The sequence below is a fragment of the Rathayibacter rhapontici genome (genome assembly GCF_001995175.1).
Lineage (GTDB): Bacteria > Actinomycetota > Actinomycetes > Actinomycetales > Microbacteriaceae > Rathayibacter.
This window is the reverse complement of sequence record NZ_MUKN01000025.1, coordinates 25,012-47,308: the sequence shown is the minus strand read 5'-3', so window position 1 is coordinate 47,308 and position 22,297 is coordinate 25,012. Positions and strand designations below refer to the sequence as shown.

The following is a 22,297-nucleotide window of genomic DNA, read 5'->3' as shown; positions in this document are numbered from 1 at the left end:
GGCTCTCGCGACCCCCGACCCCGCGGTCGTCCGCGCGTAGGATCGAGGGCATGACGACCCGCCCCGAGAACAGCAGCACCGACCCTCTCGAGGGAGGCGGAGGAACCGCCACCCTCGACCGCGAGCTCGAGGAGCTCCTCAATCAGGAGACGATCGAGCCGGGAGACCACGAGCGGTTCTCCCACTACGTGCAGAAGGACAAGATCCTCGAGAGCGCCCTCACCGGCAAGCCGGTCAAGGCGCTCTGCGGCAAGAAGTGGCTGCCGGGGCGCGACCCGGAGAAGTTCCCGGTGTGCCCCTCCTGCAAGGAGATCTACGCGCGGATGAAGTGAGCCGCGGGGCTCGCGCCGCTGTCCGCGGCGCGGGCCCTCACGCGTAGCGCGTGGGGATGACCGGGTCGCCCCGGCCCAGGCGCAGCGCGTCGAGCGGCAGCTCCGCCACCGCCGAGGCGCGGTGCTCGCGTGCCGCTGCGGTGCCGGCGGCCCCCAGCGCCGCGCCGAGGATCTCGCCGTCCTCCACGAGCGGGACCAGCAGGGCCCGCTCGCCGGCTCCCACGCCGCCCTCCGGTCCGGCGCCGACGTGCACGACCTCCTCCTCGGCCACTCCGTCGGCCGACAGCAGCCGGCCCGCCGCCTTCCGGCCGCCGATCGAGGCCTTCGAGGCGGACTTCTTCGCGACCGCGACCCACTCGCCGGCGTCGTCCTCGTGCGCGACGAGCTTGTAGACCATGCCCGCGGTCGGGTGGCCGGACCCCGTGGCGACGGAGGTCCCGACGCCGTAGGAGTCGACGGGGGACGCGGCGAGGCCCGCGATCCCGTACTCGTCCAGGTCGTTCGTCACGGTGATCCTGGTGCCGGTCGCCCCCAGGGCGTCGAGCTGCGCGCGCACGGCCGCGACCTGCTGCGGCAGATCGCCGGAGTCGATCCTCACGGCGCCGAGGCCGGTGCCGGCGACCCGCACCGCCAGGTCGACCGCCGCGGTGACGTCGTAGGTGTCGACGAGGAGCGTGGTGCCGGGGCCGAGCGCCGCGACCTGCGCGCGGAACGCGTCCTCCTCCGAGTCGTGCAGCAGCGTGAACGCGTGCGCGGAGGTGCCCATCGTCGGCACTCCCCAGCTGCGCCCCGCCTCGAGGTTCGAGGTGGCGCCGAAGCCGGCGATGTAGGCGGCGCGGGCGGCCGCGACGGCCGAGCGCTCCCCGGCCCGCCGCGAGCCCATCTCGGCGAGCGGGCGGCCGTCGGCGGCCGAGACCATGCGGGCGGCGGCGCTCGCGACGGCGCTGTCGTGGTTGAGCACCGAGAGCACGAGCGTCTCGAGCAGCACGCCCTCGGCGAAGGGCGCCTCGACGATCAGCACAGGGGAGCCGGGCAGGTAGACCTCGCCCTCGCGGTAGCCCCAGACGTCGCCGCTGAAGCGGTAGTCGGCGAGCCAGTCGAGGGTGCGGGAGTCGACCACTCGGTTCTCCCGCAGCCAGTCGAGCTCCGGCTCGCCGAAGCGGAAGCGCGAGACGAGCTCGAGCAGGCGCCCGGTGCCGGCGAGGATCCCGTACCGCCGGCCGGCCGGCAGGCTCCGGGCGAAGACCTCGAACATGCACCGCCGATCGGCCGTGCCGCTGCCGAGGGCGCCCTCGACCATCGTGAGCTCGTACCGGTCGGTGAGGAAGGCGGTCGCGTCCATGCCCGCAGTCTTCCACGACGGGAGCGGAGCTCGAAGGGGGCTCGCGGGCCCGCCCGGGCGCCGCTAGGACCGCGGGCTCGCGATGACCCGGAGGGTCGCGGGTAGGCTGTTCGATCGTGACCGACGCGCCCCTGGGAATCTTCGACTCGGGTGTCGGCGGCCTCACCGTGGCCCGCTCGATCATCGACCAGCTGCAGAACGAGTCGATCGTCTACCTCGGCGACACCGCGCACTCGCCCTACGGCCCCAAGCCCCTGGCCGATGTCCGCGCCTACGCCCTCGACACGCTCGACACGCTCGTCGACCAGGGCGCGAAGCTGCTCGTCATCGCCTGCAACACCGCCTCCGCGGCGATGATGCGGGATGCGCGCGAGCGCTACACGATCGGCCGGGGCATCCCCGTGGTCGAGGTGATCCAGCCGGCCGTGCGCAGCGCCGTGCGCGACACGCGCAACCGCCGCGTGGGCGTCATCGGCACCGTGGGCACCATCCGCTCCCGGGCCTACGACGACGCCTTCGTCGCCGCTCCCGACCTCGAGCTCGTCACCGCCGCCTGCCCGCGCTTCGTCGAGTTCGTCGAGGCGGGAGTCACGTGGAGCGACGAGCTGCTCGCCGTCGCCGAGGAGTACCTCGCGCCGATGAAGGCCGCCGGGGTCGACACGCTCGTGCTCGGCTGCACGCACTACCCGCTGCTGCGCGGCGCCATCGCGTACGTCATGGGTCCGGACGTCCGGCTCGTCTCGAGCGCCGAGGAGACCGCGCTCGACGTGTACCGCACGCTCGTCGCCCACGGTCTGCAGCGGACCGCCCCCGAGCCGCCGACCTACCGCTGGGAGGAGACGGGCTCGAGCGACTTCGTCCGCCTCGCCCGCCGCTTCCTCGGCCCCGAGGTCTCGAGCGTCGACCTCGTCGAGACCGGCACCATCAACCTGCGCGAGCTGGACCAGTCCGCGCCTCATCGAGGGAGAAGCCAGTGACCGACACCACCGACAAGGCCGTCGTCCGCAAGGACGGCCGCGCGCCCGACGAGCTGCGCACCGTGACCATCGAGCGCGGCTGGAGCACGCAGGCCGAGGGCTCCGCCCTGGTCTCGTTCGGGAACACGAAGGTGCTCTGCACCGCGTCGTTCACCAACGGCGTGCCGCGCTGGCTGCAGGGCAAGGGCAAGGGCTGGGTGACCGCGGAGTACGCTATGCTGCCCCGCTCCACCAACTCGCGGATGGACCGCGAGTCGATCAAGGGCAAGGTCGGCGGCCGCACGCACGAGATCTCGCGCTTGATCGGCCGCAGCCTCCGCGCCGTCGTCGACATGAAGGCGCTGGGCGAGAACACCCTCGTCATCGACTGCGACGTGCTCCAGGCCGACGGAGGCACCCGCACCGCGGCGATCACCGGCGCTACGTGGCGATGGTCGACGCCATCGAGTGGGCGCGCGGCAAGAAGTACATCGGGCAGAAGGCGGTGCCGCTGATCGACAGTCTCTCGGCCGTCTCCGTCGGCATCATCGACGGCGTGCCGATGCTCGACCTCGCCTACGTCGAGGACGTGCGCGCCGAGACCGATATGAACGTGGTCGTCACCGGCCGCGGCCTCTTCGTCGAGGTGCAGGGCACCGCCGAGGGAGCCCCGTTCGACCGCCGCGAGCTCGACGCCCTGCTCGACCTCGCCGTCGCCGGAGCGTCCGATCTCGCCCGCATCCAGGCCGAGGCGCTCGCCGGGGAGGCCGGCGCGTGAGCCTGGACCTCGTCCTCGCCACCCACAACGCGGGCAAGGTCGAGGAGTTCCGGGCGATGCTCGCCGGGGCCCTGCCGGGGGTGGGTGTCCGCGCGTACGACGGTCCGGAGCCGGTGGAGGACGGGGTGACCTTCGCCGAGAACGCGCTCATCAAGGCCCGCGCCGCGGCCGCGCACACGGGCCTCGTGGCGCTCGCGGACGACTCCGGGATCCGGGTGGACGTCCTCGGCGGGTCGCCCGGGATCTTCTCGGCGCGCTGGTCGGGCAGACCGCACGACGCCGTCGCGAACCTCGAGCTCCTGCTCGCCCAGATCGCCGACGTGCACGAGGAGCACCGCGGGGCGCACTTCGTCTGCACGATCGCCCTCGTCGTCCCGGACCGGGTGCTCGCGGGCGGTCGGGAGATCGTCGTCGAGGGCCGGTGGCCCGGCGCGATCGCGACCGCCCCGCGCGGGACGAACGGGCACGGCTACGACCCGGTGTTCGTTCCCGAGGGGGCGGAGCGCACGGCGGCCGAGCTCTCGCCCGAGGAGAAGAACGCGGCGAGCCACCGCGCGCGGGCGTTCACCGCGCTGCGCGCGGAGCTGACCGAGCTGGCGGCGCGCCTGGCCTGACGGCCGGGGTCAGTGCGAGCGGCGCTCCTCGTCGAGCGTCGACGGGTCGAGGACGAGCGCGCTCGCCTCGGCCGCATCGGTCTCGGGATCGACGGCGTGCCGGGCCCTGCGCTGCTGCTGGAAGAAGTGGAAGAGCGTCGGCACGATCGCGAGCACGACCGCTCCGATCAGGATCACGTCGATGTAGTGCGACACGAAGTCGGCGACCGGCGGGATGAAGGCGAGCAGCCAGCCCAGGAGGGTCACGCCGCTGCCCCAGATCAGCGCGCCGATCAGGTTGTAGAGGCTGTACTTCTTGTAGTTCATGTGCGCGACGCCCGCGGCGATCGGCGCGAAGGTCCGCACGATCGGGACGAAGCGCGCGAGGATCACGGCGAGCCCGCCGAAGCGCTCGAAGAACGCGTTCGTGCGGCGCACGTTCTCGACGCTGAAGAAGCCCGACTCCTTGCGCTCGAAGATGCGCGGTCCGGCCTTGTGCCCGATCAGGTAGCCGACCTCGCCGCCGACGAACGCCGAGAGGCCGATCGCCAGGCAGATGATCCAGATCGGGACGCCCAGCCCGCCGTTCGAGGCGTTCTCGTGCGCGAGCAGGCCCGTGATGATCAGCAGGGTGTCGCCCGGGAAGAGGAAGCCGATCAGCAGCCCGGTCTCGGCGAAGACGATCAGGCAGACCACGAGGACGCCCCACGGCCCGAACGAGGTGAGGATCGTCTCCGGGTCGAGCCAGGGGATCAGGGCGGCGTGGTTCAACAGGTCTCCAGTCGTCTGCAGTGCCGTGGGGCCGGGAGGCGGTCGGGCGGCGTGACAGCGCACAGCGTACCCGTCGACTCCTCGCGCGAGCCGTGGATCCGCGACCGGTCGGCACAGGGTCCGCGACCCTGCGGACGTGACGACGGCATCGTGCGGAAGGAGGGACTCGAACCCTCACGCCTCTCGGCACAGGAACCTAAATCCTGCGTGTCTGCCATTCCACCACTCCCGCGGGTGCCGCTCCAGTGTAGGAGGGGAGCGTCAGCCGCTCGGCCGTCCGTGGGGGAGGTAGCGCGGGATCCACCGGGCGAGCGCGCCCGCGCCCACCAGGCCCAGCACTCCCACGGCTCCGGCGGCGAAGGGCAGGGACACCGCAGCGGTGAGCCCGGCGACGACCAGCGGAGCGACGGCGCCGCCGACGTCGCCCGTGAAGCGGAACGCGCCGAGGAAGGGCGCGGGATCGTCCTGCGGAGCGAGATCCGCTCCGATCGTCATGAGGATGCCCGAGCCGACTCCGTTCGCCACCGCGAGCAGGCACGCGACCGCCACGAACCACGGCACGGGATCGACGGCGAGCAGGGTGACGGCCAGCACCAGGTGGCCCGCTCCGAGTCCGATCATCGACGGGATCGCCGTGGCGCCCCGGCCGAAGCGGTCCATGAGCTGGCCGCCCAGGTAGAAGAGGGCGAAGTCGAGTCCGCCCGCGATGCCGATGACGATCGCGGTGTCCGTCTCGCCCATCCCGATGCTCACGGCCCAGAGCGGCAGGACCACGGTGCGGCTCGCTCGGAGCCCGCCGATGAGCGCGGCGCCGGTCCCCATCCGGGCGAGGACTCCGCGGTGCTCGCGGAGGGTCCGGGCGAGCCCCCGGCGCGGCTCGGGCGGCGCCGTCTCCTTGACGGCAGCCGCGGACCGGCGGAGGATCGTGGCCGGATCGGGGACGAGGAGCAGCACGGCGACCGCCGCGACGCAGCAGACGATGTGGATCCAGAAGACGGACTCCACGGTGCCGGTCAGGTGCACCACTCCCGCCGACACGAACGGTCCGATCAGCCAGCCGGCGCGGAACGCCCCGGCCAGGGCCGACAGGGCTCGCGCCCGGTAGCCGACGGGGACGAACGACGTCATGAACGCGTGCCGCGCCAGCGCGAACACCGCGGTCGCGACTCCGATCACGAAGACGCCGACGGTCAGGCCCACCCAGGAGGTCGACAGGAGGCAGATCACGAGACCGAGGATCGACGCGGCCGAGGCGGCGAGCATGGCGCCGCGCTCGCCGATGCGCGAGACCACCCAGCCGCTGGGCACGTCGCCCGCGAGCTCGCCGATCATGATCATGCCCGAGACCAGGCCCGCGATCGCGAGGGTCGCCCCGAGGTCGCCGGCCGCGACCGGCAGCAGCGGGATGATCGCGCCCTCGCCGATCGAGAAGAGGAGGGTGGGGAGGAACGTCGACAGCAGGAGCGGCCCGACGGGGAACGGGCGCTCGGCGGGGACGGTCACCATCCCCAGCGTACGCCGGGCCGGGCGGTGGTCCCCGGTAGTCTGGGGGCACCATGCTGGACAACGACTTCACCGAGCAGATCACTGCTCTCCGCTCCACCTTCGACGACATCCGCGCCGTGATCGACGTCGATCGCCTCCGCACCCGCATCGCGGAGCTGAACGAGCAGGCCGGCGCCCCCGATCTGTGGGACGACACGGTCAACGCGCAGAAGGTGACGAGCGCGCTCAGCCACCGGCAGTCCGAGCTGGCGCGCATCACCTCGATCGAGCGCCGCCTGGACGACCTCGAGGTGCTCGTCGAGATGGCGAACGAGGCCGAGGACGCCGACTCCGAGCAGGAGGCGATCGCCGAGCTCGCGTCGCTGCAGAAGGTGATGGGCGAGCTCGAGGTCCAGACCCTGCTCGACGGCGAGTACGACGACCGCCCTGCGGTCGTCACGATCCGCGCCGGAGCAGGCGGCGTCGACGCCTCCGACTTCGCCGAGATGCTCATGCGCATGTACCTGCGCTGGGCCGAGAAGCACAAGTACTCCGCGACCGTCATGGACGCGAGCTACGCGGAGGAGGCGGGCATCAAGTCGGCCACCTTCCAGATCGACGCCCCCTACGCCTTCGGCACGCTCTCGGTCGAGGCCGGCACGCACCGCCTCGTCCGGATGAGCCCCTTCGGCGCGGCGGGCAAGCGCCAGACCTCCTTCGCGGCGGTCGAGGTCATCCCGCTGATGGAGGAGGCCGGGGCGATCGAGATCCCCGACAACGACATCCGCGTCGACGTCTTCCGCTCCTCTGGCCCCGGCGGCCAGTCGGTCAACACCACCGACTCCGCCGTCCGGCTGACCCACATCCCCACGGGCACGGTCGTCTCGATGCAGAACGAGAAGAGCCAGATCCAGAACCGCGCCGCCGCCATGCGCGTGCTGCAGTCGCGACTGCTGCTGCTGCAGAAGGAGCAGGAGGCGGCCACCAAGAAGGAGCTCGCCGGGAACATCACCGCGAGCTGGGGCGACCAGATGCGCAGCTACGTGCTCGCTCCGTACCAGATGGTCAAGGACCTCCGGACGGACTACGAGGTCGGCACTCCGGCCCACGTCTTCGACGGCGACCTCGACGGCTTCATCGCCGCGGGGATCCGCTGGCGCAAGTCCGCCTGAGCCGCTCCGCGGAGCCCTCCCGGTCGCCTCGCCCGGCGCGCCGGGGGAGCCCGGCGGCGGCCCCCGGGGCATCGTCGCTTACCCTCGTATCGACATGATTCGCTTCGACAACGTCTCCAAGCAGTATCGCGGCGGCACGAGACCCGCCCTGAACGCCATCGATCTCGAGATCCTGCGGGGCGAGTTCGTCTTCCTCGTCGGCGCCTCCGGGTCCGGCAAGTCGAGCTGCCTCCGGCTGATCCTCAAGGAGGAGCGGCCCTCCTCGGGGTCGATCCACGTGCTGGGTCAGAACCTCGGCAAGATCTCGAGCCGCAAGGTCCCCTACTTCCGCCGCAACATGGGCGTGGTGTTCCAGGACTTCCGGCTGCTGCCGAACAAGTCGGTCTTCGACAACGTCGCGTTCAGCCTGCAGGTGATCGGCAAGTCCAAGGGCTTCATCCAGGAGGCCGTCCCGGACACCCTGAAGATGGTCGGGCTCGCCGGCAAGGCGTCGCGCCTGCCGCACGAGCTCTCGGGCGGCGAGCAGCAGCGCGTCGCGATCGCCCGCGCCGTCGTCAACAAGCCCGCCGTCCTGCTCGCCGACGAGCCGACCGGCAACCTCGACCCCACGACCAGCGCCGGCATCATGGCGCTCCTCGAGCGGATCAACGCCGGCGGCACGACCGTCATCATGGCGACGCACGAGGCCGGCATCGTCGACCAGATGAAGCGCCGCGTCATCGAGCTCTCGGCGGGCAGCATCGTCCGCGACGAGAGCCAGGGCGGCTACGGCCAGACCGAGAGCATCACCGTCGTCCACGACGGAGTGGTCGTGGTCGCGGCCGACGACCACCCCGCCGTCGAGTCCGCGGCCGAGCCCGTCGACGCCCCCGCTCTGATCGACGGCGAGCTCGCTCCCGCCGAGGTGCCGGAGCTGGACCTGCGGCGCAGCGCCGCACCCGCGGAGCCCGAGGCCGCCTCGCGCACCGGGTCTTTCCTCCGTCCGCGCCTGTCGCAGACCGCCGCGCAGCCCGTCGTGCCCGAGGGGCGCCGCTCCGCTGCCGCGCCGGACCCGGCTCCCGTCGCTCCGGCTGCCGAGGAGTCGACCCCCGCACCCGCCCCCGCCGAGCCGGAGGCGCCCGCCGCCCCGCGCGTCGAGCTCCAGAGTCAGACCGGTCCGATCTACCTCCCCGCCGACACCGGCGCGCTGCCCGAGGAGTCCCTCGCGGCCCGCCTGGGCCTGCGCGCGCACGCGGGCGAGGGCGACGAGACCGGAGACGACCAGCAGAACGTAGGACCCGTCAAGTGAGAATGGCACTCATCTGGTCGGAGGTCGCGAGCGCCTCCGGCGCAACGTCTCCATGGTCGTCTCGGTGATCCTGGTGACCTTCATCTCCCTCACCTTCGTCGGCACGGCGATCCTGCTGCAGATGCAGATCGGCCAGATGAAGAACTTCTGGTACGACAAGGCGCAGGTCGCGGTGTACATGTGCACCGCCACCTCCGGCGGCTCGAACTGCAGCGGCTCGGACGCGACCCAGGAGCAGATCGACTCGGTCGAGACGCAGCTCGACGGGTCGACCCTCGCGCCGTACATCGACCGCTTCTACTTCGAGGACCACGACCAGGCGTACGCGAACTTCCAGGAGCAGTTCGCCGGGAACCCCGTCGCCGAGTACGTCACTCCCGACCTGCTGAACCAGACGTTCTGGATCAACCTGCAGGACCCGACGCAGTCGGACGTGCTCGTCGAGAGCCTCTCGAGCGTCTCGGGCGTGGAGAGCGTCACCGATCAGCGGCAGTACCTCGACCAGATCTTCTCGATCCTGAACGCGGCGAGCTACACGGCGATCGGGATCGCGGTGCTCATGCTCGTGGCGGCGGTACTGCTGATCGCCACGACGATCCGGCTGTCGGCGTTCTCGCGCAGGCGCGAGCTCGGGATCATGCGACTGGTCGGCGCGTCCAACCGCTTCATCCAGACCCCGTTCATCCTCGAGGGGGTGTTCGCCGCGCTGCTGGGCTCCCTGCTGGCGGGTGTGGCCGTGGTCGCGATCGTGCAGTTCTTCGTGCAGGGGTTCCTCGCCTACCGGATCCCGCTCACGTCCTTCGTGGGCCTGGACGACGCCCTGATCGTGGTCCCGATCCTGGTGGTGGTCGGGGCGATCCTCGCGGCGATCGCCTCCAACGTCGCGATCGCCCGGTACCTGCGGGTCTGACCCGGCGGCGCGCGTATACTGATGGGCTGCCCCGGACGGGGCGGCCCATCATCGCTCTCGGACGCAAGGAGCCGCCGTGCCCAGGGAACAGGGACAGAAGGTCGTCGCGACCAATCGCAAGGCGCGCCACGACTACCTCATCGAGGACACCTACGAGGCCGGCCTCGTGCTGACCGGCACCGAGGTCAAGTCGCTGCGCGCGGGCCGCGCGTCCCTCGTCGACGGCTACGCCTTCGTCGACGGCGGAGAGGCCTGGCTCGACGCGGTCCACATCAACGAGTGGGCGCAGGGCACCTGGACGAACCACCCGCCGCGCCGCAAGCGCAAGCTGCTGCTGCACAAGGCGCAGATCCTCAAGATCCACAACAAGGTGAAGGAGGGCGGGTACACGCTGATCCCGCTCTCGCTGTACTTCAGCGACGGCAAGGCGAAGGTCGAGCTCGCGGTCGCCAAGGGCAAGAAGGACTACGACAAGCGCCAGGTGCTCCGCGAGCGCCAGGACCGCCGCGAGGCCGACCGCGCCATGGCCACCCGCCGCCGCCTGGGGGAGTAGGCCGCGAGGGCGCCCGCGCGCAAGCCGGGTCGCGGCTCCGCGGGTGCTGGGAGACTGGAGGGCGTGACCGCCTCCGAGAGCTCCCCCGACGCACCGCGCACCGCCGCCGAGGAGAGGACCCGCTGGCGGGCCTTCGCCGTGGCGGTGTCGGTGGCGGCCTTCACGATCCTGGACCTGTCGAAGGTCAACGTCGGCCTGCCCTCGATCGAGAAGTCGCTCTCGGCGGATGCGAGCCAGCTGCAGCTGATCGTCGCGGGGTACGCGCTCGCGTTCGGTCTGGCGCTCGTGCCGGCCGGACGTCTGGGCGACATCCGCTCGCGCCGGCTCCTCTTCCTGATCGGCCTGACCGTCTTCACGCTGACGAGCCTGCTCTGCGCCGTCGCGCCGTCGATCGAGCTGCTCGTCGTCGCCCGCTTCCTGCAGGGGATCGCGGCGGGGATCCAGATGCCGCAGGTGCTCGGGCTCGTGCAGCAGCTCTTCACCGGCGCGGAGCGTGCCCGGGCGTTCGGGGTGTTCGGCGCGGTGATCGGCCTGTCGACCGCGTTCGGCCCGACCCTGGGCGGACTGCTCATCGCGATCGGCGGCGAGCAGGACGGCTGGCGCCTGCTCTTCTGGATGAACATCCCGCTGGGCGCGGCCGCCCTGGTCCTCGCCTGGCGCCTCCTGCCGCGGGTGCAGAGGAAGGCCGCGGGGGACACCTCGCTCGACCCGGTCGGGCTGCTGCTCCTGGGCGTGGCGATCTTCGCGTTCATGCTCCCGTTCCTGCTGACCACGGGGGCGTCGACCGATTCGCCGTTCCGCTGGTTCTGGCTGGTGCTCGCGGTGGCCGCCGCCGCCGTCTTCGTGCGCTGGGAGTCGCACTACTCGGCGCTCGGGCGCACGCCGGTGATCGACTTCCGGATCTTCCGCACGAGCTCGTACCGCAACGGGATCCTCGTCGCGACCTCGTACTTCGCGGCGATCCCGGCCACGTTCCTCCTGACCACGCTGTTCCTCCAGCAGGGCCTCGGGCTCGCGCCGGTGTTCGCGGGCATGGTGAGCATCCCCTTCGCGCTGACGTCGGCGCTGACCGCCTGGTACGGCGGCAGGCTCGTGCAGACGTACGGCCGCTCGCTCGTCGTGCTGGGCATCGTTCTGGTGATCATCGGCTTCACCCTGGTGCTGCTGGCGGCCGAGCTGATGCCGGCCGAGACCGCGGCGTACGGCATGGCCGCGGCGATGCTGGTGGCCGGAGCGGGCGGCGGCTTCGTCGTCTCGCCGAACCAGACGCTGACGCTGGCCGAGATCCCGCCGGAGCAGGGCGGGGTCGCGGGGTCGGTCGGCCAGCTCGGCCAGCGTCTCGGCACCGCCGTCGGCACGGCCTGCGCCTCCGCCGTCTTCTTCGCCACGCTCGCCAGCGAGGCGGGCATGACCGAGGGGCTCGTGGCGTACCACGACGCGTTCCGCAACGGCTACTTCGTCACTCTCGGGCTGATCGCGCTCGCGCTGGTGCTGGGGCTGCTGGACCTGCGGCGCCGACGCACGACGGCGCGCGCCGAGTCCTGAGCCCGGGTCCCACGCGCTCGCAGGAGCGGCTAGAATGGTCATCTGCCACTGCGGTTCCACCCGCTTGCGGCAGCCGTCGCTCCTTGCGGGGAGCAGCGGATCCACAACTCGACAGTGTGCGACGACGACCCACTCCAGGGCGGTGCTTCACGGCATCCGCGCCGAGTGCTCGCGGGGATGATCGGTTTCGACATTGCCTGCGAAACTGCGAGAAGCGGGTCGAGGATTCAGGGTTATCTCGTTAACGATCTCTGAAAAACACAGGTGCCGAACAGAAGCGCACCGACTTCGCTCTCGCTGCCTAAGCAGAGTCGATAGTCCGTCAGCCCGTGGGTGCGTCCTCGCCCCGGATCCTGGCGTCATCTAGAGGACTTGCTGCGTCGTTACGCCTGAGGGCGACGCGGGACTCGAACTCGGGCTGGGCCCGTCGACCGATGCGTCAGTGGTAACGGTCGGGGCCGAGTAGAACGCTTTCACTGGCTACACCCGTAGAAGGCGCAGAATCACAGCGATGGACGGGGGTTCAATTCCCCCCATCTCCACCACCGGTCGTCGTCGCACACGCCGAGCAGTCAGAAGCCCCGCTCCCGAGAGGGAGGCGGGGCTTCTGCACGTCCGGACGCGCCGGCCGTTCACTCCGGCCGCACGTCGAGCTGGCGCAGCCGGCCGTAGAGCGTCAGCAGCTCCACCCGGTCGGCCTCCTCCCGTGCGGGGCCGACGAGAGTCACGGGCGCTGCCCAGGAGCGGTAGAGCTCGGTCGGCGTCAGCGCGGCGGCGGCGGTCCCCGGCGGGTAGTCCGAGTGCACCCCGACGGGCAGCTCGGCGAAGGCGTCAGGCAGGACCCGGGCGAGGGCGTCGATCAGCGGGCGCAGCCGCTCGGAGCGCTCCGCATCGACCGTCAGGGTCACGGCGTTCATCGCGGCGAGGGCGGCGGAGACGTGCTCGACCGTGTGGGCGTCGTCGCACTCCTCCGTCACGAGCAGCGAGACGATGCCGCGGGCCTTCAGCCATCCCAGGGTCGCCGCGTCGGCGTCGCCGTGCACGGACAGGACCTTGTCCGAGGCGACCGTGTAGTCCCGCAGCACCGCGGCCCAGTCGGAGTGACCGCCCTCCTCGAGGATGTCCGCGGCGGCGACGAGCGCCGTCTCGTGGCGGATGCGGTCGAAGAGCGTGTCCGCGGGCGCGAAGTCCCGCTCGGTGACGGAGCGCCGCTCGGGTGGATCGGCGCTGGTCTCGTGGCGCATGGACGACTCCTCGTCGCTCGTCCGGCACCCCCCGGGCCGTTCTCGGGTCCATTCACAGTGCGCCGACTCCTGGCGCCTGTCAACGGGTCCGGGGCAGGGATTGACGGACGGAGGCGGCCGCGCAGTGCTCCCGCGCGCAGCGCGCGGCGCCGAAGAGCGTGCCGGCGGCGGGCCCCGTGGTGGGGTCGAACACCGCGCAGAGGATCGTGCGGTCGCCGTGCCGCCAGCTCGCCTCGGAGGGCACGATGCTGCGGTACTCGAGCGCGGAGGCGCCGTACGGCACTCCGATCGCGGCCGGGAACTCGATGTCGCACGCGGCCTTCGCCTGCGCGAGCAGGGTGTTCCGGCTCGTGTAGTCGTCGCCGGGCTGGGCGAAGGAGTGGAAGACCTCCAGGTCGTGCACGTCGGCGCACAGCACGAGCTCGACGTCGGCGAGGCGGGAGCCGTCGGGGGCGAGGAGGCAGTCGCCCCTCCGCACCGAGAACGCGTCGACGACGCCCGCGGTCACCACCGTCCCGGCCTCGTCCCGCACGGCGTCGGGGGAGTCGGAGCCGACGACCGAGGAGCAGGAGGCGAGGGCCAGGACGAGGGCCGCACAGGCGAGCGGAGGGGCACCGCGCCTCATCGGGCCGCCACGATCGCGAGGATCTCGTCGTGCAGGACGCCGTTCGTCGCCAGCGAGCTGCCGTGCCACGGCCCGGCCTCGCCGTCGGCCGAGGTGAAGCGGCCGCCGGCCTCCTCGACGATCGGCACGAGAGCCGCGAGGTCGTAGGGCTTCACATCGAACTCGCCCGCGCCGTCGAGCAGGCCCTCAGCGACGAGCATGTAGGCCCAGGCGTCGCCGTACGCGCGGTCGCGCCAGACGCCGCGCGCCAGCTCGAGCAGCTGATCGAGCCGACCGGCGCCGTCCCACTGCTGGATGCTGTTGTAGCTGAAGGTCGCGTCGGACAGATCGGCGATGCCCGAGACCCGGATCCGGCGCGGCTGCTGCACTGCCGGGGCGGCCAGGACGCCGCGCAGCTCGTCCGGCAGCTCGATCCGGCCGACGGCTCCGGTGCTCTCGTCGGTCCAGGCGCCGGAGCCCTTCGCGGCCCACCAGCGCTTGCCGAGGGCGGGCGCCGAGACGACGCCGACGACGGGCACTCCGTCGACCGCGAGGGCGATGAGCGTGGCCCAGATCGGCACGCCGCGGAGGAAGTGGGCCGTGCCGTCGATCGGGTCGAGGATCCACTGGCGGGACGCGTCGCCCGAGGTGCCGAACTCCTCGCCCAGGATCGAGTCCTCGGGCCGCTCCTCGCCGAGGATCCCGCGGATCGTCTCCTCGACGGCGCGGTCGCGTCGGTGACCGGGGTGCGGTCGGGCTTGGTGGTCACGACGAGGTCCCTCGCGAGGAACCGCTCGCTCGAGACGGCGTCGGCCGCGTCGGCGAGGCGGAGGGCGAGGCGGAGGTCGTCGTCGAGGCTCGGAGTCACGGCTCCACGATACTGAGCGGGTCCGCCGCGGGCGTCCCGGGCGGGGTGCGCCCCGCCGTCGCCGTGTCGATTTGACGAGACGGGGGGAGCCACTGCTAATGTGATTCCTCGGTTCGGAAAGCACGTTTACTCCGATCCAGGCAGCATCGCCACGCACCTCTAGCTCAATCGGCAGAGCAACTGACTCTTAATCAGTGGGTTCTCGGTTCAAGTCCGAGGGGGTGCACCACCCGAGACGCCCGCCCCTCCGGCGGGCGTTTCGTCGTTCCGGGGCGCGGTCGCCCCACGCGCGAGCGGCTCGCGCCCGGCTCTCCCCGGAGCCGCGTCGTGCCGTTCCCCGTCCGCGCCGGGCCTCCGCACGACGCCGCCGGCGCGTCCGGGGTGAGGCAGGGCCGCTCGCTCGATCCCTCCCCGACGAAAGGACCGACGTGCCCGAAGACGTCCTCCCCGAGATCGGCGGCATCGCACTCGCGGTCGCCGTCGCCGTGGTGATCGCCGTGGTCGTGACCGCCGTGGTCGCCCTCGTGATCCGCACCATCGGCAAGCGCAAGGTCTGGGCGCGGCTGCTCATCCGCCGCGTCCGCATCCCGTTCCGGGTGCTCCTGCTGACGATCGCCGTCTGGATCGCGCTGGCCGCGACCGTGGGCGGCGACGTCGCTCCGGAGCTCGTCGCCCGGATCTTCCAGATCGCGACGATCGGAGCATCGGCCTGGCTGGTCGGGGCGTCTTCGTGTTCCTCGAGGATCTGGGCGCGGAGCGCTACCGCACCGACACCGTCGACAACCGCCGGGCCCGCCGCCTGCGGACCCAGATGACGATCATCCGGCGCGTCGCGGTGGCGGCCGTCGTGGTCGTGGCCATCGGAGCCGCGCTGCTGACCTTCCCGCAGGCGCGCACCGCGGGAGCCAGCCTCCTCGCCTCGGCGGGCGTGCTCTCGATCGTGGCGGGCCTCGCCGCGCAGTCGAGCCTGACGAACATCTTCGCGGGGGTGCAGCTCGCCTTCAGCGATGCGATCCGCCTCGACGACGTCGTGATCGTCGAGGGGGAGTGGGGGCGGATCGAGGAGATCACGCTGACCTACGTCGTGGTGCACCTCTGGGACGACCGCCGCCTGGTGCTGCCGACGAACTACTTCACGACCCAGCCGTTCCAGAACTGGACCCGCACCGGCTCGGAGCTGCTGGGGGCGGTCGAGCTCGACCTCGACTGGCGCGTGCGCCCGGACGAGATGCGCGAGGAGCTGCACCGGATCCTCGAGCAGACCGACCTCTGGGACCAGCGCGTGAGCGTCCTCCAGGTGACCGACGCGGTCGGCGGCTTCGTGCGGATCCGCGTGCTCGTCACCGCGAAGGACGCGCCGACGCTGTTCGACCTCCGCTGCTACGTGCGCGAGCGGCTCGTGCAGTGGCTGCACGAGAGCGACCCCGTCGCCCTGCCCCGCCAGCGCGTCGAGATGGAGCGCCAGGAGGCCGGAGCGAACGGCGCGGCCCGGCCGACTCCGCCGCGCCAGCACGCGACTCCGGACAACCTCTTCTCGGGCGACGCCGCGTCGAACGAGCGCGGCGCGCTGTTCACCGGGCTGATCGACCTGCGCGAGACCCGCCGGCCCGACTGAGCCGAGCGGAGGCCGCCGTCCGCGGGCGGCTCCGCTCGGCTCAGCGTCCGATCGAGGACATGTCGGCGTAGCGCTCGCCCACGGGCGGCTCGATGGCCGAGAGCGCCGCGAGCTGCTGATCGGTCAGGACGAGAGCATCCGCCGCCGCGTTCTCCTCGATCCGCGACACGCGCTTCGTGCCGGGGATCGGCGCGATGTCGTCGCCCTGGGCGAGCAGCCACGCGAGCGCGACCTGCGCCGAGGTCGCGCCGACCTCGGCGGCGACCCGGTCGACCTCCTCGACGATGCGGATGTTCGCCTCGAGGTTGCCGTCCGCGAAGCGGGGGTTGGAGCGGCGGAAGTCGTCGTCGCCCAGCGCGTCGACGGAGCGGATGGCGCCCGTCAGGAAGCCGCGGCCCAGCGGCGAGTAGGGCACGAAGCCGATGCCGAGCTCGCGCAGCAGCGGCAGCACTTCGGCCTCGGGGTCCCGGGTCCAGAGCGAGTACTCCGACTGCACGGCCGTGACGGGATGCACGGCGTGGGCGCGGCGGATCGTCGCGGGCGCCGCCTCCGACAACCCGTAGGCCCGGATCTTGCCCTCCCGGATCAGGTCGGCGAAGGCACCCGCCGTCTCCTCGATCGGCACGCCCGGATCCATCCGGTGCTGGTAGTAGAGGTCGATGCGATCGGTTCCGAGGCGCTGCAGCGAGCCCTCGACCGCGAGGCGGAGGTTCTCGGGGGAGCCGTCGAGGCCTCGCTCGCCGGATCCGCGGTGCTGGATCATGCCGAACTTGCTGGCGATCACCACCTCGTCGCGGCGGTCGGCGAGGGCGCGGCCGACGAGCTCCTCGTTGGTGAACGGGCCGTAGATCTCGGCGGTGTCGATGAACACGACGTCGAGGTCTACGGCGCGGTGCAGGGTCCGGATCGACTCCGCGTCGTCGCTGCCGGCGCCGGAGTAGAAGGCGGACATGCCCATGGCGCCGAGGCCGAGGCGGGAGACGTCGAGGGCGGTTCCGGGGTCGCCGGCGCCGAGGGTGATCTTCTTCACGAGGTGGTCCTCTCCTGGTAGGCCGCGATCTTGATGTCGATCGCGGCGAGACTGCGGTGGGTCCGCGCGAGCTGCTCCTCGACCTCGGTGCGGTGCGCCCGGAGGAGGGCGAGCCGCTCGGGCTCGCTCGCGGGACCGATCCTGAGCAGGCCCGCGTACTCGCGGATGCGCGCGATCGGCATCCCCGTGGCGCGCAGCTTGGTCAGGAAGTCCACCCAGCCGACGTCCGAGGGGCTGTAGCGCCGGTGCCGCGACGACGCCCGCTCGACGGGGTCGAGCATGAGCCCGACGCGCTCGTAGTAGCGCAGCGTGTGCACGGTAAGACCGGTCGCCGCGGCGACCTCGGAGATCGACAGCGCGGCGGCGGCGGGCGCTCGGCGAGGGGGGTGGTGGACATGGCGTCACCCTAGGACTTCGAGCGCGCTCGAAGTCAAGCGGCCCCGGATCCGCACCCGCTCAGCGCTCCGCCGCCAGGAACGCGGTCAGCGCCTCGACCAGCTGCGCATCCGACTCCTCGTGGCCGATCGTCGCGACGCCGTCGCCCGGCTGCGGGCCGTACCAGCCGAAGGCGGCGTGGTTCGCGCCCTCGATCTCGACGGACTCGGCGGAGGCGGGCAGCAGGTCGCGTGCGGCGGCGACCTTCGCCGGGGTGCTCAGTCCGTCCTCCGAGCCGCTGACGCTGAGGACCGCGAGGCCGCTCCCCGAGAGGTCGTTCGCGCAGTAGCTGCCCAGCAGCACGAGGCCGGCGACATCGTCCCCTCCCGCCCATCGGCACGCCTTCACGCCGCCGAGGGAGTGGCCGCCGACGAACCACTCGTCGACCCCCTCCGCCTGGTCGGTGAAGCTCTCGAGCGAACGGAGGTCGAAGAAGGCGAGGTTGAGGATCGGACGCGTGATGACGACCGTGACGCCCTCCGCCACGAGCGGGGCGAGGGTCGCCTCGTACGACTCCGCATCGACCTTGGCGCCCGGCACGAAGACGAGCCCCTCGCCCGACGCGGTCCCGGTCGGGGTCATCACGATCGCGGAGTCGGTGCGCTCGACGCCCACTCCGGGCTCGGCGCGCACGCGCTCGAGGGCGGCCTCGTCCGGCCCGAGGACGATCGAGGACCAGGTGAGGAAGCCGAGCACGGCGACCGCGAGCAGCCCGCCCAGCGCGAGCAGCACGATCCGGAGCGGCCGGCGCCGACGCGCGCTCACCGGCTCGCCGCGATCGCGTCGGCGGCCTGCACGAGGGCGAGGTGCGAGAGCGCCTGCGGAGTGTTGCCCGCGTGCCGGCGGTTCTCGACGTCGTACTCCTCCGAGAGCAGCCCCACGTCGTTCGCGAGCGACACCAGCCGGTCCATCAGCGCCCGGGCGTCGTCGGGGCGCCCGGAGGAGGCGTACTGCCGGACGAGCCAGAACGAGCAGGCGAGGAACGGGTGCTCGCCGCCCGGCAGGCCGTCGACCGACGACTCGGTGCGGTAGCGGTGGAGCAGCCCCTCGTGCAGGAGCACGCGCTCCATCTCGGCCACGGTGCCGGTCATCCGCGGATCGTCGGCATCGACGTAGCCGACCATCGGCAGCACGAGGAGCGACGCGTCGACCTCCGTCGATCCGTAGGACTGCACGAAGTGGCCGCGCTCGGCGTCGTAGCCCTGCGCGTCGATCTCGGCGCGCACCTCGTCGCGCAGCGCCTCCCAGGTCTCGACAGGGCCGTCGAGTCCGTTCTCGCGGACCGCCCTCACGCCGCGGTCCAGCGCCGCCCAGATCATCACCCGGGAGTGCGTGAAGTGCCGGGGCTCGCCGCGGATCTCCCAGATGCCGTTGTCGGGGCGCTTCCAGTTCTGCTCGACGAAGCCGAGCAGGGCGCGCTGGAGCGGCCACGAGAAGCGGTTCTCGTCGACCCCCGCGGTGCGCGCCTCGTGCAGCGCCACCATGACCTCGCCGATGACGTCGGCCTGGTACTGGTCGACCGCCGCGTTGCCGATGCGCACGGGCGAGGCTCCGTCGTAGCCGGGCAGGCTGGGCATCGTGCGCTCCGCGAGGTCCCGCTCACCCGCGATGCCGTACATGATCTGCACGTCGGCCGGGTCGCCGGCCACCGCGCGCAGCAGCCAGGCGCGCCACTTCTGCGCCTCCTGCTCGAAGCCGTGCGCGAGCAGCGCCTGCAGGGTCAGCGCGGCGTCGCGGAGCCAGACGTAGCGGTAGTCCCAGTTGCGGCTGCCGCCGAACTCCTCCGGGAGCGACGTGGTCGCGGCGGCGACGATGCCGCCCGTCTGATCGTCCGTGAGGGCGCGGAGCGTGAGCAGGGAGCGCACGACCGCCTCGCGGTACGGGCCGTCGTAGCGGATCGATCCCGCCCACTCCGACCACCAGGCCAGCGTGCTCTCGAGGGCGCGATCGACGTCGAGGGCCTTGGGGGAGCGGTGGTGCGAGGGGAACCAGGCCATCGAGAGATCGGTGACGGCGCCCGCGGCGACGTCGAACTCGGCGCTGTGGACGTGGTCGGTCGCCGTCAGCCGCACACCGCGGACGACGACCGCGTCCGGGCCGGCGACGGCGACGAGCAGCGGGGCCTCGTCCGTGCCCTCCTGCCGCACCCACGGCACGACCCGGGCGTAGTCGAAGCGGAGGCGCAGCTCCTGCCGCATCCGCACCGTGCCCGAGACGCCGCGCACCCGGCGCACGAGCTCCGCCCGGTCGTCGCGCAGCGGCATCACATCGGTGACCTCCACCACTCCGCTCGACGTCGTCCACCGGGTGAGGAGGGCGAGCGTGTCGCCGAGGTAGCGGCGCTCGACGCGGGCGTCCGGATCGACCGGCCGCAGCGACCAGCGGCCCTGGTCGTCACCGCCCAGCAGGGCGCCGAAGACGGACGGGGAGTCGAAGCGCGGGAGGCAGAGCCAGTCGATGCCGCCGTCGCGGGAGACGAGAGCGGCGGTGCGGCAGTCGGAAAGGACCGCGTAGTCCTCGATCGGGGAGACCATGCACGGATCCTCTCAGCAGGAGCCGAGCGCTCCCCGTCAAGGCGGAGCGTCGGCCGTGGACCTCGCCGTAGGGTGAGCCGCATGACGCACTCGGTCTCGACACTGCTCATCCTCGGAGCGACGGGGGACCTCTCCTCCCGGCTCCTGCTCCCCGCGATCGGCCAGCTGCTGACGCGCGAACCCGACCGGAGGCTGCACCTCGTCGGGGCCGGTCGGGAGGACTGGACCCAGGAGCACTGGCACGAGGTGCTCTCCACCTCGCTCGCGACGGTCGAGACCAGCGGCACCGGAGCGGGCGACATGGTGGCCGGCACCCGCTACGAGCAGATCGACGTCACCGATCCGGAGGCGCTCGCCGCACTGCTCGCGAGCTGCGAGGGACCGGTCGCGATCTACTTCGCCCTGCCGCCCGCCATCGCCGCGAAGGCGTGCGACGCCCTCGCCGTGCACGAGCTGCCCCCGGGCACCGTGCTCGCGCTCGAGAAGCCCTTCGGCGTCGACGAGGAGAGCGCCCGCGCCCTGAACGAGCGCCTCGCCGCTCTCGTGCCCGAGGAGCGCGTCCACCGCGTGGACCACTTCCTCGGCCGCGCCACGGTGATGAACCTGCTGGGCCTGCGCTTCGCCAACCGGATCCTCGAGCCGCTGTGGTCGGCCGAGCACATCGAGAGCGTCGCCATCGTCTACGACGAGCAGCTGGGCCTGGAGGGGCGCGCCGGCTACTACGACGGCGCCGGCGCCCTGATCGACATGATCCAGAGCCACCTGCTGCAGGTGCTGGCGGTCGTCGCGATGGAGGCGCCGTCGACGCTCGACGCCGCCGACCTGCGCGACGCCAAGGGGATCGTGCTGCGCGCCACGCGGATCCGCGAGGAGGACGGCTCGCGCCGGGCGCGCTACACCGCCGGCTCCGTCGACGGACGCGAGCTCCCCGCGTACGCCTCGGAGGAGGGCGTGGACCCCGAGCGCGGCACCGAGACGCTCGCCGAGCTCACGGTCGAGATCGACACGTGGCGCTGGGCCGGCGTGCCCTTCACGCTGCGCTCCGGCAAGGCGCTGGGGGAGCGCCGCCGCGAGGTCGTCATCCGCTTCAAGCCCGTGCCGCACCTGCCGAGCGGCTTCCACGGCACGGAGTCGCCCTCGGTGCTGCGGCTGTTCCTCGCCCCGGACAAGATGGCGCTCGAGCTCAACATCAACGGTCCCGGCGACCCCTACACGCTCGAGCGCGCGTCGCTCGAGGCGACGTTCGGGGCCGGCGAGCTGCTGGCGTACGGCGAGGTGCTCTCGGGGATCCTCGACGACGACCCGTCGCTGTCGGTCCGCGGGGACGCGGCCGAGGAGTGCTGGCGCATCGTGCAGCCGGCGCTCGACGCCTGGCGCTCGGGCGCCGTGCCGCTGGACGAGTACCCCGCGGGCAGCGCGGGCCCGGAGGGCTGGAAGGAGGTCTGAGCCGCCGGGTCCTAGCGGGTCGCGTCGACCGGGAGCCGGGTCGCGGCGTCGGGCTCGGCCCAGACGGCGATCGGCTGCGGTTCCCAGGTGAGGGCCGCCGGCTCCGTCTCGACGGGCGGCGTGGAGGCGCGCATCACCGGGATCGCGGAGGTGACCGGGTTCGCGGCGTCGGGGACCCCGGCGCGCAGCTGCTCGGCCTGGATCGCCCCTGCGAGCTCGTGCGCGAGGGAGCGGGCGAGCATCCCGTGGAAGATCGGATCGCGGTCGTCATGGCTCCGACGCGTGACGACCCACGCTCCCTCGGAGCCGACGAACGCCGCGAGGCGCTCGTGGACGACGGCGAAGAGCTCGTCCTGCGTGAGCGCCGGGGCCGCGACGACCTCGGGGACCGGCGGGCGGCGCCTCAGACGAAACCTCATGACGAACCCCTGTTCCCGTGCGGTCGGCAGCTGAGACCAGTGTCGCGGGGAAGCGGGGAGGAGGATCGCTGACACGCCGCCGCACGGGGCGAACGGCGCGTCAGCGGGCGCGATCAGCGATCGCGCTTCTTCCCGTTCGCCTCCTTGGCGAGCTCCTTGGAGTCGTAGGAGACGGAGCCGAAGGCGACCGCCACGGCGATCGCCCAGCTGACCCACTGCAGGACCAGTCGCCAGTCGCGCGGCCCCTTGCGGGTCGTCTGAAGGATCGACCAGCCGCCGACCAGCGCGCTGATGACGCTCGAGTTGAGGATGAACTTGCGCATCGATTGCCTCCCGGTGTTCACGACGACGCTACCGGTGCCGTCGCGATGCCCGGA

General features: G+C 72.2%; 21 protein-coding genes, 2 tRNA genes, 1 other RNA gene and 3 pseudogenes. 14 read left to right on the top strand and 13 right to left on the bottom strand.

The features are described from left to right. The first annotated feature begins 50 nt into the window (after window positions 1–50). A complete protein-coding gene (locus B0T42_RS09740; protein WP_055793615.1) occupies window positions 51–332 on the top strand; it encodes a DUF3039 domain-containing protein in 282 nt (93 codons plus the stop codon). Between the two features lie 37 nt (window positions 333–369). On the opposite strand, the gene B0T42_RS09735 is transcribed toward B0T42_RS09740, so the two are convergent. Beyond that, window positions 370–1,674 carry a nicotinate phosphoribosyltransferase gene (locus B0T42_RS09735; RefSeq protein ID WP_077222984.1) on the bottom strand — a complete coding sequence of 435 codons (1,305 nt, stop codon included), beginning with the start codon at window positions 1,672–1,674 and terminating at the stop codon, window positions 370–372. Window positions 1,675–1,790: 116 nt separating this feature from the next. Between B0T42_RS09735 and murI the strand changes: the two genes are divergently transcribed. The 3 genes and pseudogenes from murI to rdgB all read left to right on the top strand — a co-directional run bounded on the left by murI (window position 1,791) and on the right by rdgB (window position 4,022). Further along, entirely contained in the window at window positions 1,791–2,651 is an 861-nt protein-coding gene (gene murI, locus B0T42_RS09730) for a glutamate racemase (protein WP_056867687.1), read from the top strand. Continuing rightward, window positions 2,648–3,408, top strand: a pseudogene (gene rph / locus B0T42_RS09725) (ribonuclease PH). The gene murI and the pseudogene rph overlap by 4 nt, the downstream one beginning before the upstream one ends. Beyond that, on the top strand, window positions 3,405–4,022 hold the full coding sequence (gene rdgB, locus B0T42_RS09720) for an RdgB/HAM1 family non-canonical purine NTP pyrophosphatase (RefSeq protein WP_077222983.1): 618 nt from the start codon (window positions 3,405–3,407) through the stop codon (window positions 4,020–4,022). The pseudogene rph and the gene rdgB overlap by 4 nt, the downstream one beginning before the upstream one ends. A gap of 9 nt (window positions 4,023–4,031) precedes the next feature. Here the strand turns inward: rdgB and B0T42_RS09715 are convergent, their stop codons facing one another. The 3 genes from B0T42_RS09715 to B0T42_RS09705 all read right to left on the bottom strand — a co-directional run bounded on the left by B0T42_RS09715 (window position 4,032) and on the right by B0T42_RS09705 (window position 6,278). Next, entirely contained in the window at window positions 4,032–4,772 is a 741-nt protein-coding gene (locus B0T42_RS09715; RefSeq protein ID WP_094742724.1) for a DedA family protein, read from the bottom strand. A 151-nt stretch (window positions 4,773–4,923) separates the two neighbouring features. Further along, window positions 4,924–5,004 (bottom strand) — tRNA-Leu (locus tag B0T42_RS09710). Between the two features lie 29 nt (window positions 5,005–5,033). Then, entirely contained in the window at window positions 5,034–6,278 is a 1,245-nt protein-coding gene (locus B0T42_RS09705; protein ID WP_077222982.1) for an MFS transporter, read from the bottom strand. A 50-nt stretch (window positions 6,279–6,328) separates the two neighbouring features. Between B0T42_RS09705 and prfB the strand changes: the two genes are divergently transcribed. The 6 genes and pseudogenes from prfB (at window position 6,329) to ssrA (ending at window position 12,270) form a co-directional block, all read left to right on the top strand. Then, window positions 6,329–7,429, top strand: coding sequence for a peptide chain release factor 2 (gene prfB, locus B0T42_RS09700; protein ID WP_055793603.1), 1,101 nt, complete (start codon window positions 6,329–6,331; stop codon window positions 7,427–7,429). A 94-nt stretch (window positions 7,430–7,523) separates the two neighbouring features. Beyond that, the gene (gene ftsE / locus B0T42_RS09695; protein WP_077222981.1) at window positions 7,524–8,717 is read left to right on the top strand and encodes a cell division ATP-binding protein FtsE; all 1,194 of its coding nucleotides are present in this window, start codon (window positions 7,524–7,526) and stop codon (window positions 8,715–8,717) included. A 2-nt stretch (window positions 8,718–8,719) separates the two neighbouring features. Next, a pseudogene (gene ftsX / locus B0T42_RS09690) lies at window positions 8,720–9,627 on the top strand (permease-like cell division protein FtsX). Window positions 9,628–9,703: 76 nt separating this feature from the next. Then, window positions 9,704–10,180 (top strand): SsrA-binding protein SmpB, encoded by a 477-nt coding sequence (gene smpB, locus B0T42_RS09685; protein ID WP_055793597.1) that lies wholly within the window; start codon window positions 9,704–9,706, stop codon window positions 10,178–10,180. A 54-nt stretch (window positions 10,181–10,234) separates the two neighbouring features. Continuing rightward, entirely contained in the window at window positions 10,235–11,725 is a 1,491-nt protein-coding gene (locus tag B0T42_RS09680; RefSeq protein ID WP_077222979.1) for an MFS transporter, read from the top strand. A gap of 173 nt (window positions 11,726–11,898) precedes the next feature. Further along, window positions 11,899–12,270: a transfer-messenger RNA gene (gene ssrA, locus B0T42_RS09675) on the top strand. Between the two features lie 87 nt (window positions 12,271–12,357). On the opposite strand, the gene B0T42_RS09670 is transcribed toward ssrA, so the two are convergent. The 3 genes and pseudogenes from B0T42_RS09670 to B0T42_RS09660 form a co-directional block, all read right to left on the bottom strand. Further along, window positions 12,358–12,969 (bottom strand): hypothetical protein, encoded by a 612-nt coding sequence (locus B0T42_RS09670; protein ID WP_077222978.1) that lies wholly within the window; start codon window positions 12,967–12,969, stop codon window positions 12,358–12,360. Window positions 12,970–13,048: 79 nt separating this feature from the next. After that, window positions 13,049–13,594: a septum formation family protein gene (locus tag B0T42_RS09665; protein ID WP_077222977.1), complete on the bottom strand. Its 546-nt coding sequence runs from the start codon at window positions 13,592–13,594 to the stop codon at window positions 13,049–13,051. After that, window positions 13,591–14,441, bottom strand: a pseudogene (locus B0T42_RS09660) (inositol monophosphatase family protein). The gene B0T42_RS09665 and the pseudogene B0T42_RS09660 overlap by 4 nt, the downstream one beginning before the upstream one ends. A gap of 153 nt (window positions 14,442–14,594) precedes the next feature. Here B0T42_RS09660 and B0T42_RS09655 point away from each other — a divergent pair. From B0T42_RS09655 to B0T42_RS09650, 3 genes are all read left to right on the top strand, one after another. Then, window positions 14,595–14,670: transfer RNA gene (locus tag B0T42_RS09655), tRNA-Lys, on the top strand. Window positions 14,671–14,869: 199 nt separating this feature from the next. Beyond that, window positions 14,870–15,256 (top strand): hypothetical protein, encoded by a 387-nt coding sequence (locus B0T42_RS22680; protein WP_446737368.1) that lies wholly within the window; start codon window positions 14,870–14,872, stop codon window positions 15,254–15,256. Beyond that, complete coding sequence (locus tag B0T42_RS09650) at window positions 15,172–16,056, top strand: mechanosensitive ion channel family protein (RefSeq protein WP_446737367.1); 885 nt, start codon at window positions 15,172–15,174, stop codon at window positions 16,054–16,056. The genes B0T42_RS22680 and B0T42_RS09650 overlap by 85 nt, the downstream gene beginning before the upstream one ends. Window positions 16,057–16,096: 40 nt before the next feature. Here the strand turns inward: B0T42_RS09650 and B0T42_RS09645 are convergent, their stop codons facing one another. From B0T42_RS09645 to B0T42_RS09630, 4 genes are all read right to left on the bottom strand, one after another. Next, on the bottom strand, window positions 16,097–17,086 hold the full coding sequence (locus tag B0T42_RS09645) for an aldo/keto reductase (RefSeq protein ID WP_077222976.1): 990 nt from the start codon (window positions 17,084–17,086) through the stop codon (window positions 16,097–16,099). Beyond that, on the bottom strand, window positions 17,083–17,436 hold the full coding sequence (locus B0T42_RS09640) for a MerR family transcriptional regulator (protein ID WP_269087516.1): 354 nt from the start codon (window positions 17,434–17,436) through the stop codon (window positions 17,083–17,085). Before B0T42_RS09640 ends, B0T42_RS09645 begins: the two co-directional genes overlap by 4 nt. A 106-nt stretch (window positions 17,437–17,542) precedes the next feature. Beyond that, window positions 17,543–18,286 carry an alpha/beta hydrolase gene (locus tag B0T42_RS09635; RefSeq protein WP_094742723.1) on the bottom strand — a complete coding sequence of 248 codons (744 nt, stop codon included), beginning with the start codon at window positions 18,284–18,286 and terminating at the stop codon, window positions 17,543–17,545. Beyond that, window positions 18,283–20,055, bottom strand: coding sequence for a glycoside hydrolase family 15 protein (locus B0T42_RS09630; RefSeq protein WP_077222974.1), 1,773 nt, complete (start codon window positions 20,053–20,055; stop codon window positions 18,283–18,285). Before B0T42_RS09630 ends, B0T42_RS09635 begins: the two co-directional genes overlap by 4 nt. A gap of 81 nt (window positions 20,056–20,136) precedes the next feature. Between B0T42_RS09630 and B0T42_RS09625 the strand changes: the two genes are divergently transcribed. Continuing rightward, window positions 20,137–21,501: a glucose-6-phosphate dehydrogenase gene (locus tag B0T42_RS09625; RefSeq protein ID WP_173892323.1), complete on the top strand. Its 1,365-nt coding sequence runs from the start codon at window positions 20,137–20,139 to the stop codon at window positions 21,499–21,501. Between the two features lie 11 nt (window positions 21,502–21,512). Here the strand turns inward: B0T42_RS09625 and B0T42_RS09620 are convergent, their stop codons facing one another. Continuing rightward, a complete protein-coding gene (locus B0T42_RS09620) occupies window positions 21,513–21,920 on the bottom strand; it encodes a hypothetical protein (RefSeq protein WP_077222972.1) in 408 nt (135 codons plus the stop codon). Window positions 21,921–22,033: 113 nt separating this feature from the next. After that, on the bottom strand, window positions 22,034–22,243 hold the full coding sequence (locus B0T42_RS09615) for a hypothetical protein (protein WP_077222971.1): 210 nt from the start codon (window positions 22,241–22,243) through the stop codon (window positions 22,034–22,036). Between the last annotated feature and the right edge of the window lie 54 nt (window positions 22,244–22,297).

Excerpts from the sequence above, each read along its gene's own strand:
- B0T42_RS09740 (WP_055793615.1), top strand. The coding sequence starts at position 51 with ATGACGACCCGCCCCGAGAACAGCAGCACCGACCCTCTCGAGGGAGGC.
- B0T42_RS09735 (WP_077222984.1), bottom strand. The coding sequence starts at position 1,674 with ATGGACGCGACCGCCTTCCTCACCGACCGGTACGAGCTCACGATGGTC.
- B0T42_RS09705 (WP_077222982.1), bottom strand. The coding sequence starts at position 6,278 with ATGGTGACCGTCCCCGCCGAGCGCCCGTTCCCCGTCGGGCCGCTCCTG.
- prfB (WP_055793603.1), top strand. The coding sequence starts at position 6,329 with ATGCTGGACAACGACTTCACCGAGCAGATCACTGCTCTCCGCTCCACC.
- ftsE (WP_077222981.1), top strand. The coding sequence starts at position 7,524 with ATGATTCGCTTCGACAACGTCTCCAAGCAGTATCGCGGCGGCACGAGA.
- B0T42_RS09670 (WP_077222978.1), bottom strand. The coding sequence starts at position 12,969 with ATGCGCCACGAGACCAGCGCCGATCCACCCGAGCGGCGCTCCGTCACC.
- B0T42_RS09665 (WP_077222977.1), bottom strand. The coding sequence starts at position 13,594 with ATGAGGCGCGGTGCCCCTCCGCTCGCCTGTGCGGCCCTCGTCCTGGCC.
- B0T42_RS09630 (WP_077222974.1), bottom strand. The coding sequence starts at position 20,055 with ATGGTCTCCCCGATCGAGGACTACGCGGTCCTTTCCGACTGCCGCACC.
- B0T42_RS09625 (WP_173892323.1), top strand. The coding sequence starts at position 20,137 with ATGACGCACTCGGTCTCGACACTGCTCATCCTCGGAGCGACGGGGGAC.
- B0T42_RS09620 (WP_077222972.1), bottom strand. The coding sequence starts at position 21,920 with ATGAGGTTTCGTCTGAGGCGCCGCCCGCCGGTCCCCGAGGTCGTCGCG.
- B0T42_RS09615 (WP_077222971.1), bottom strand. The coding sequence starts at position 22,243 with ATGCGCAAGTTCATCCTCAACTCGAGCGTCATCAGCGCGCTGGTCGGC.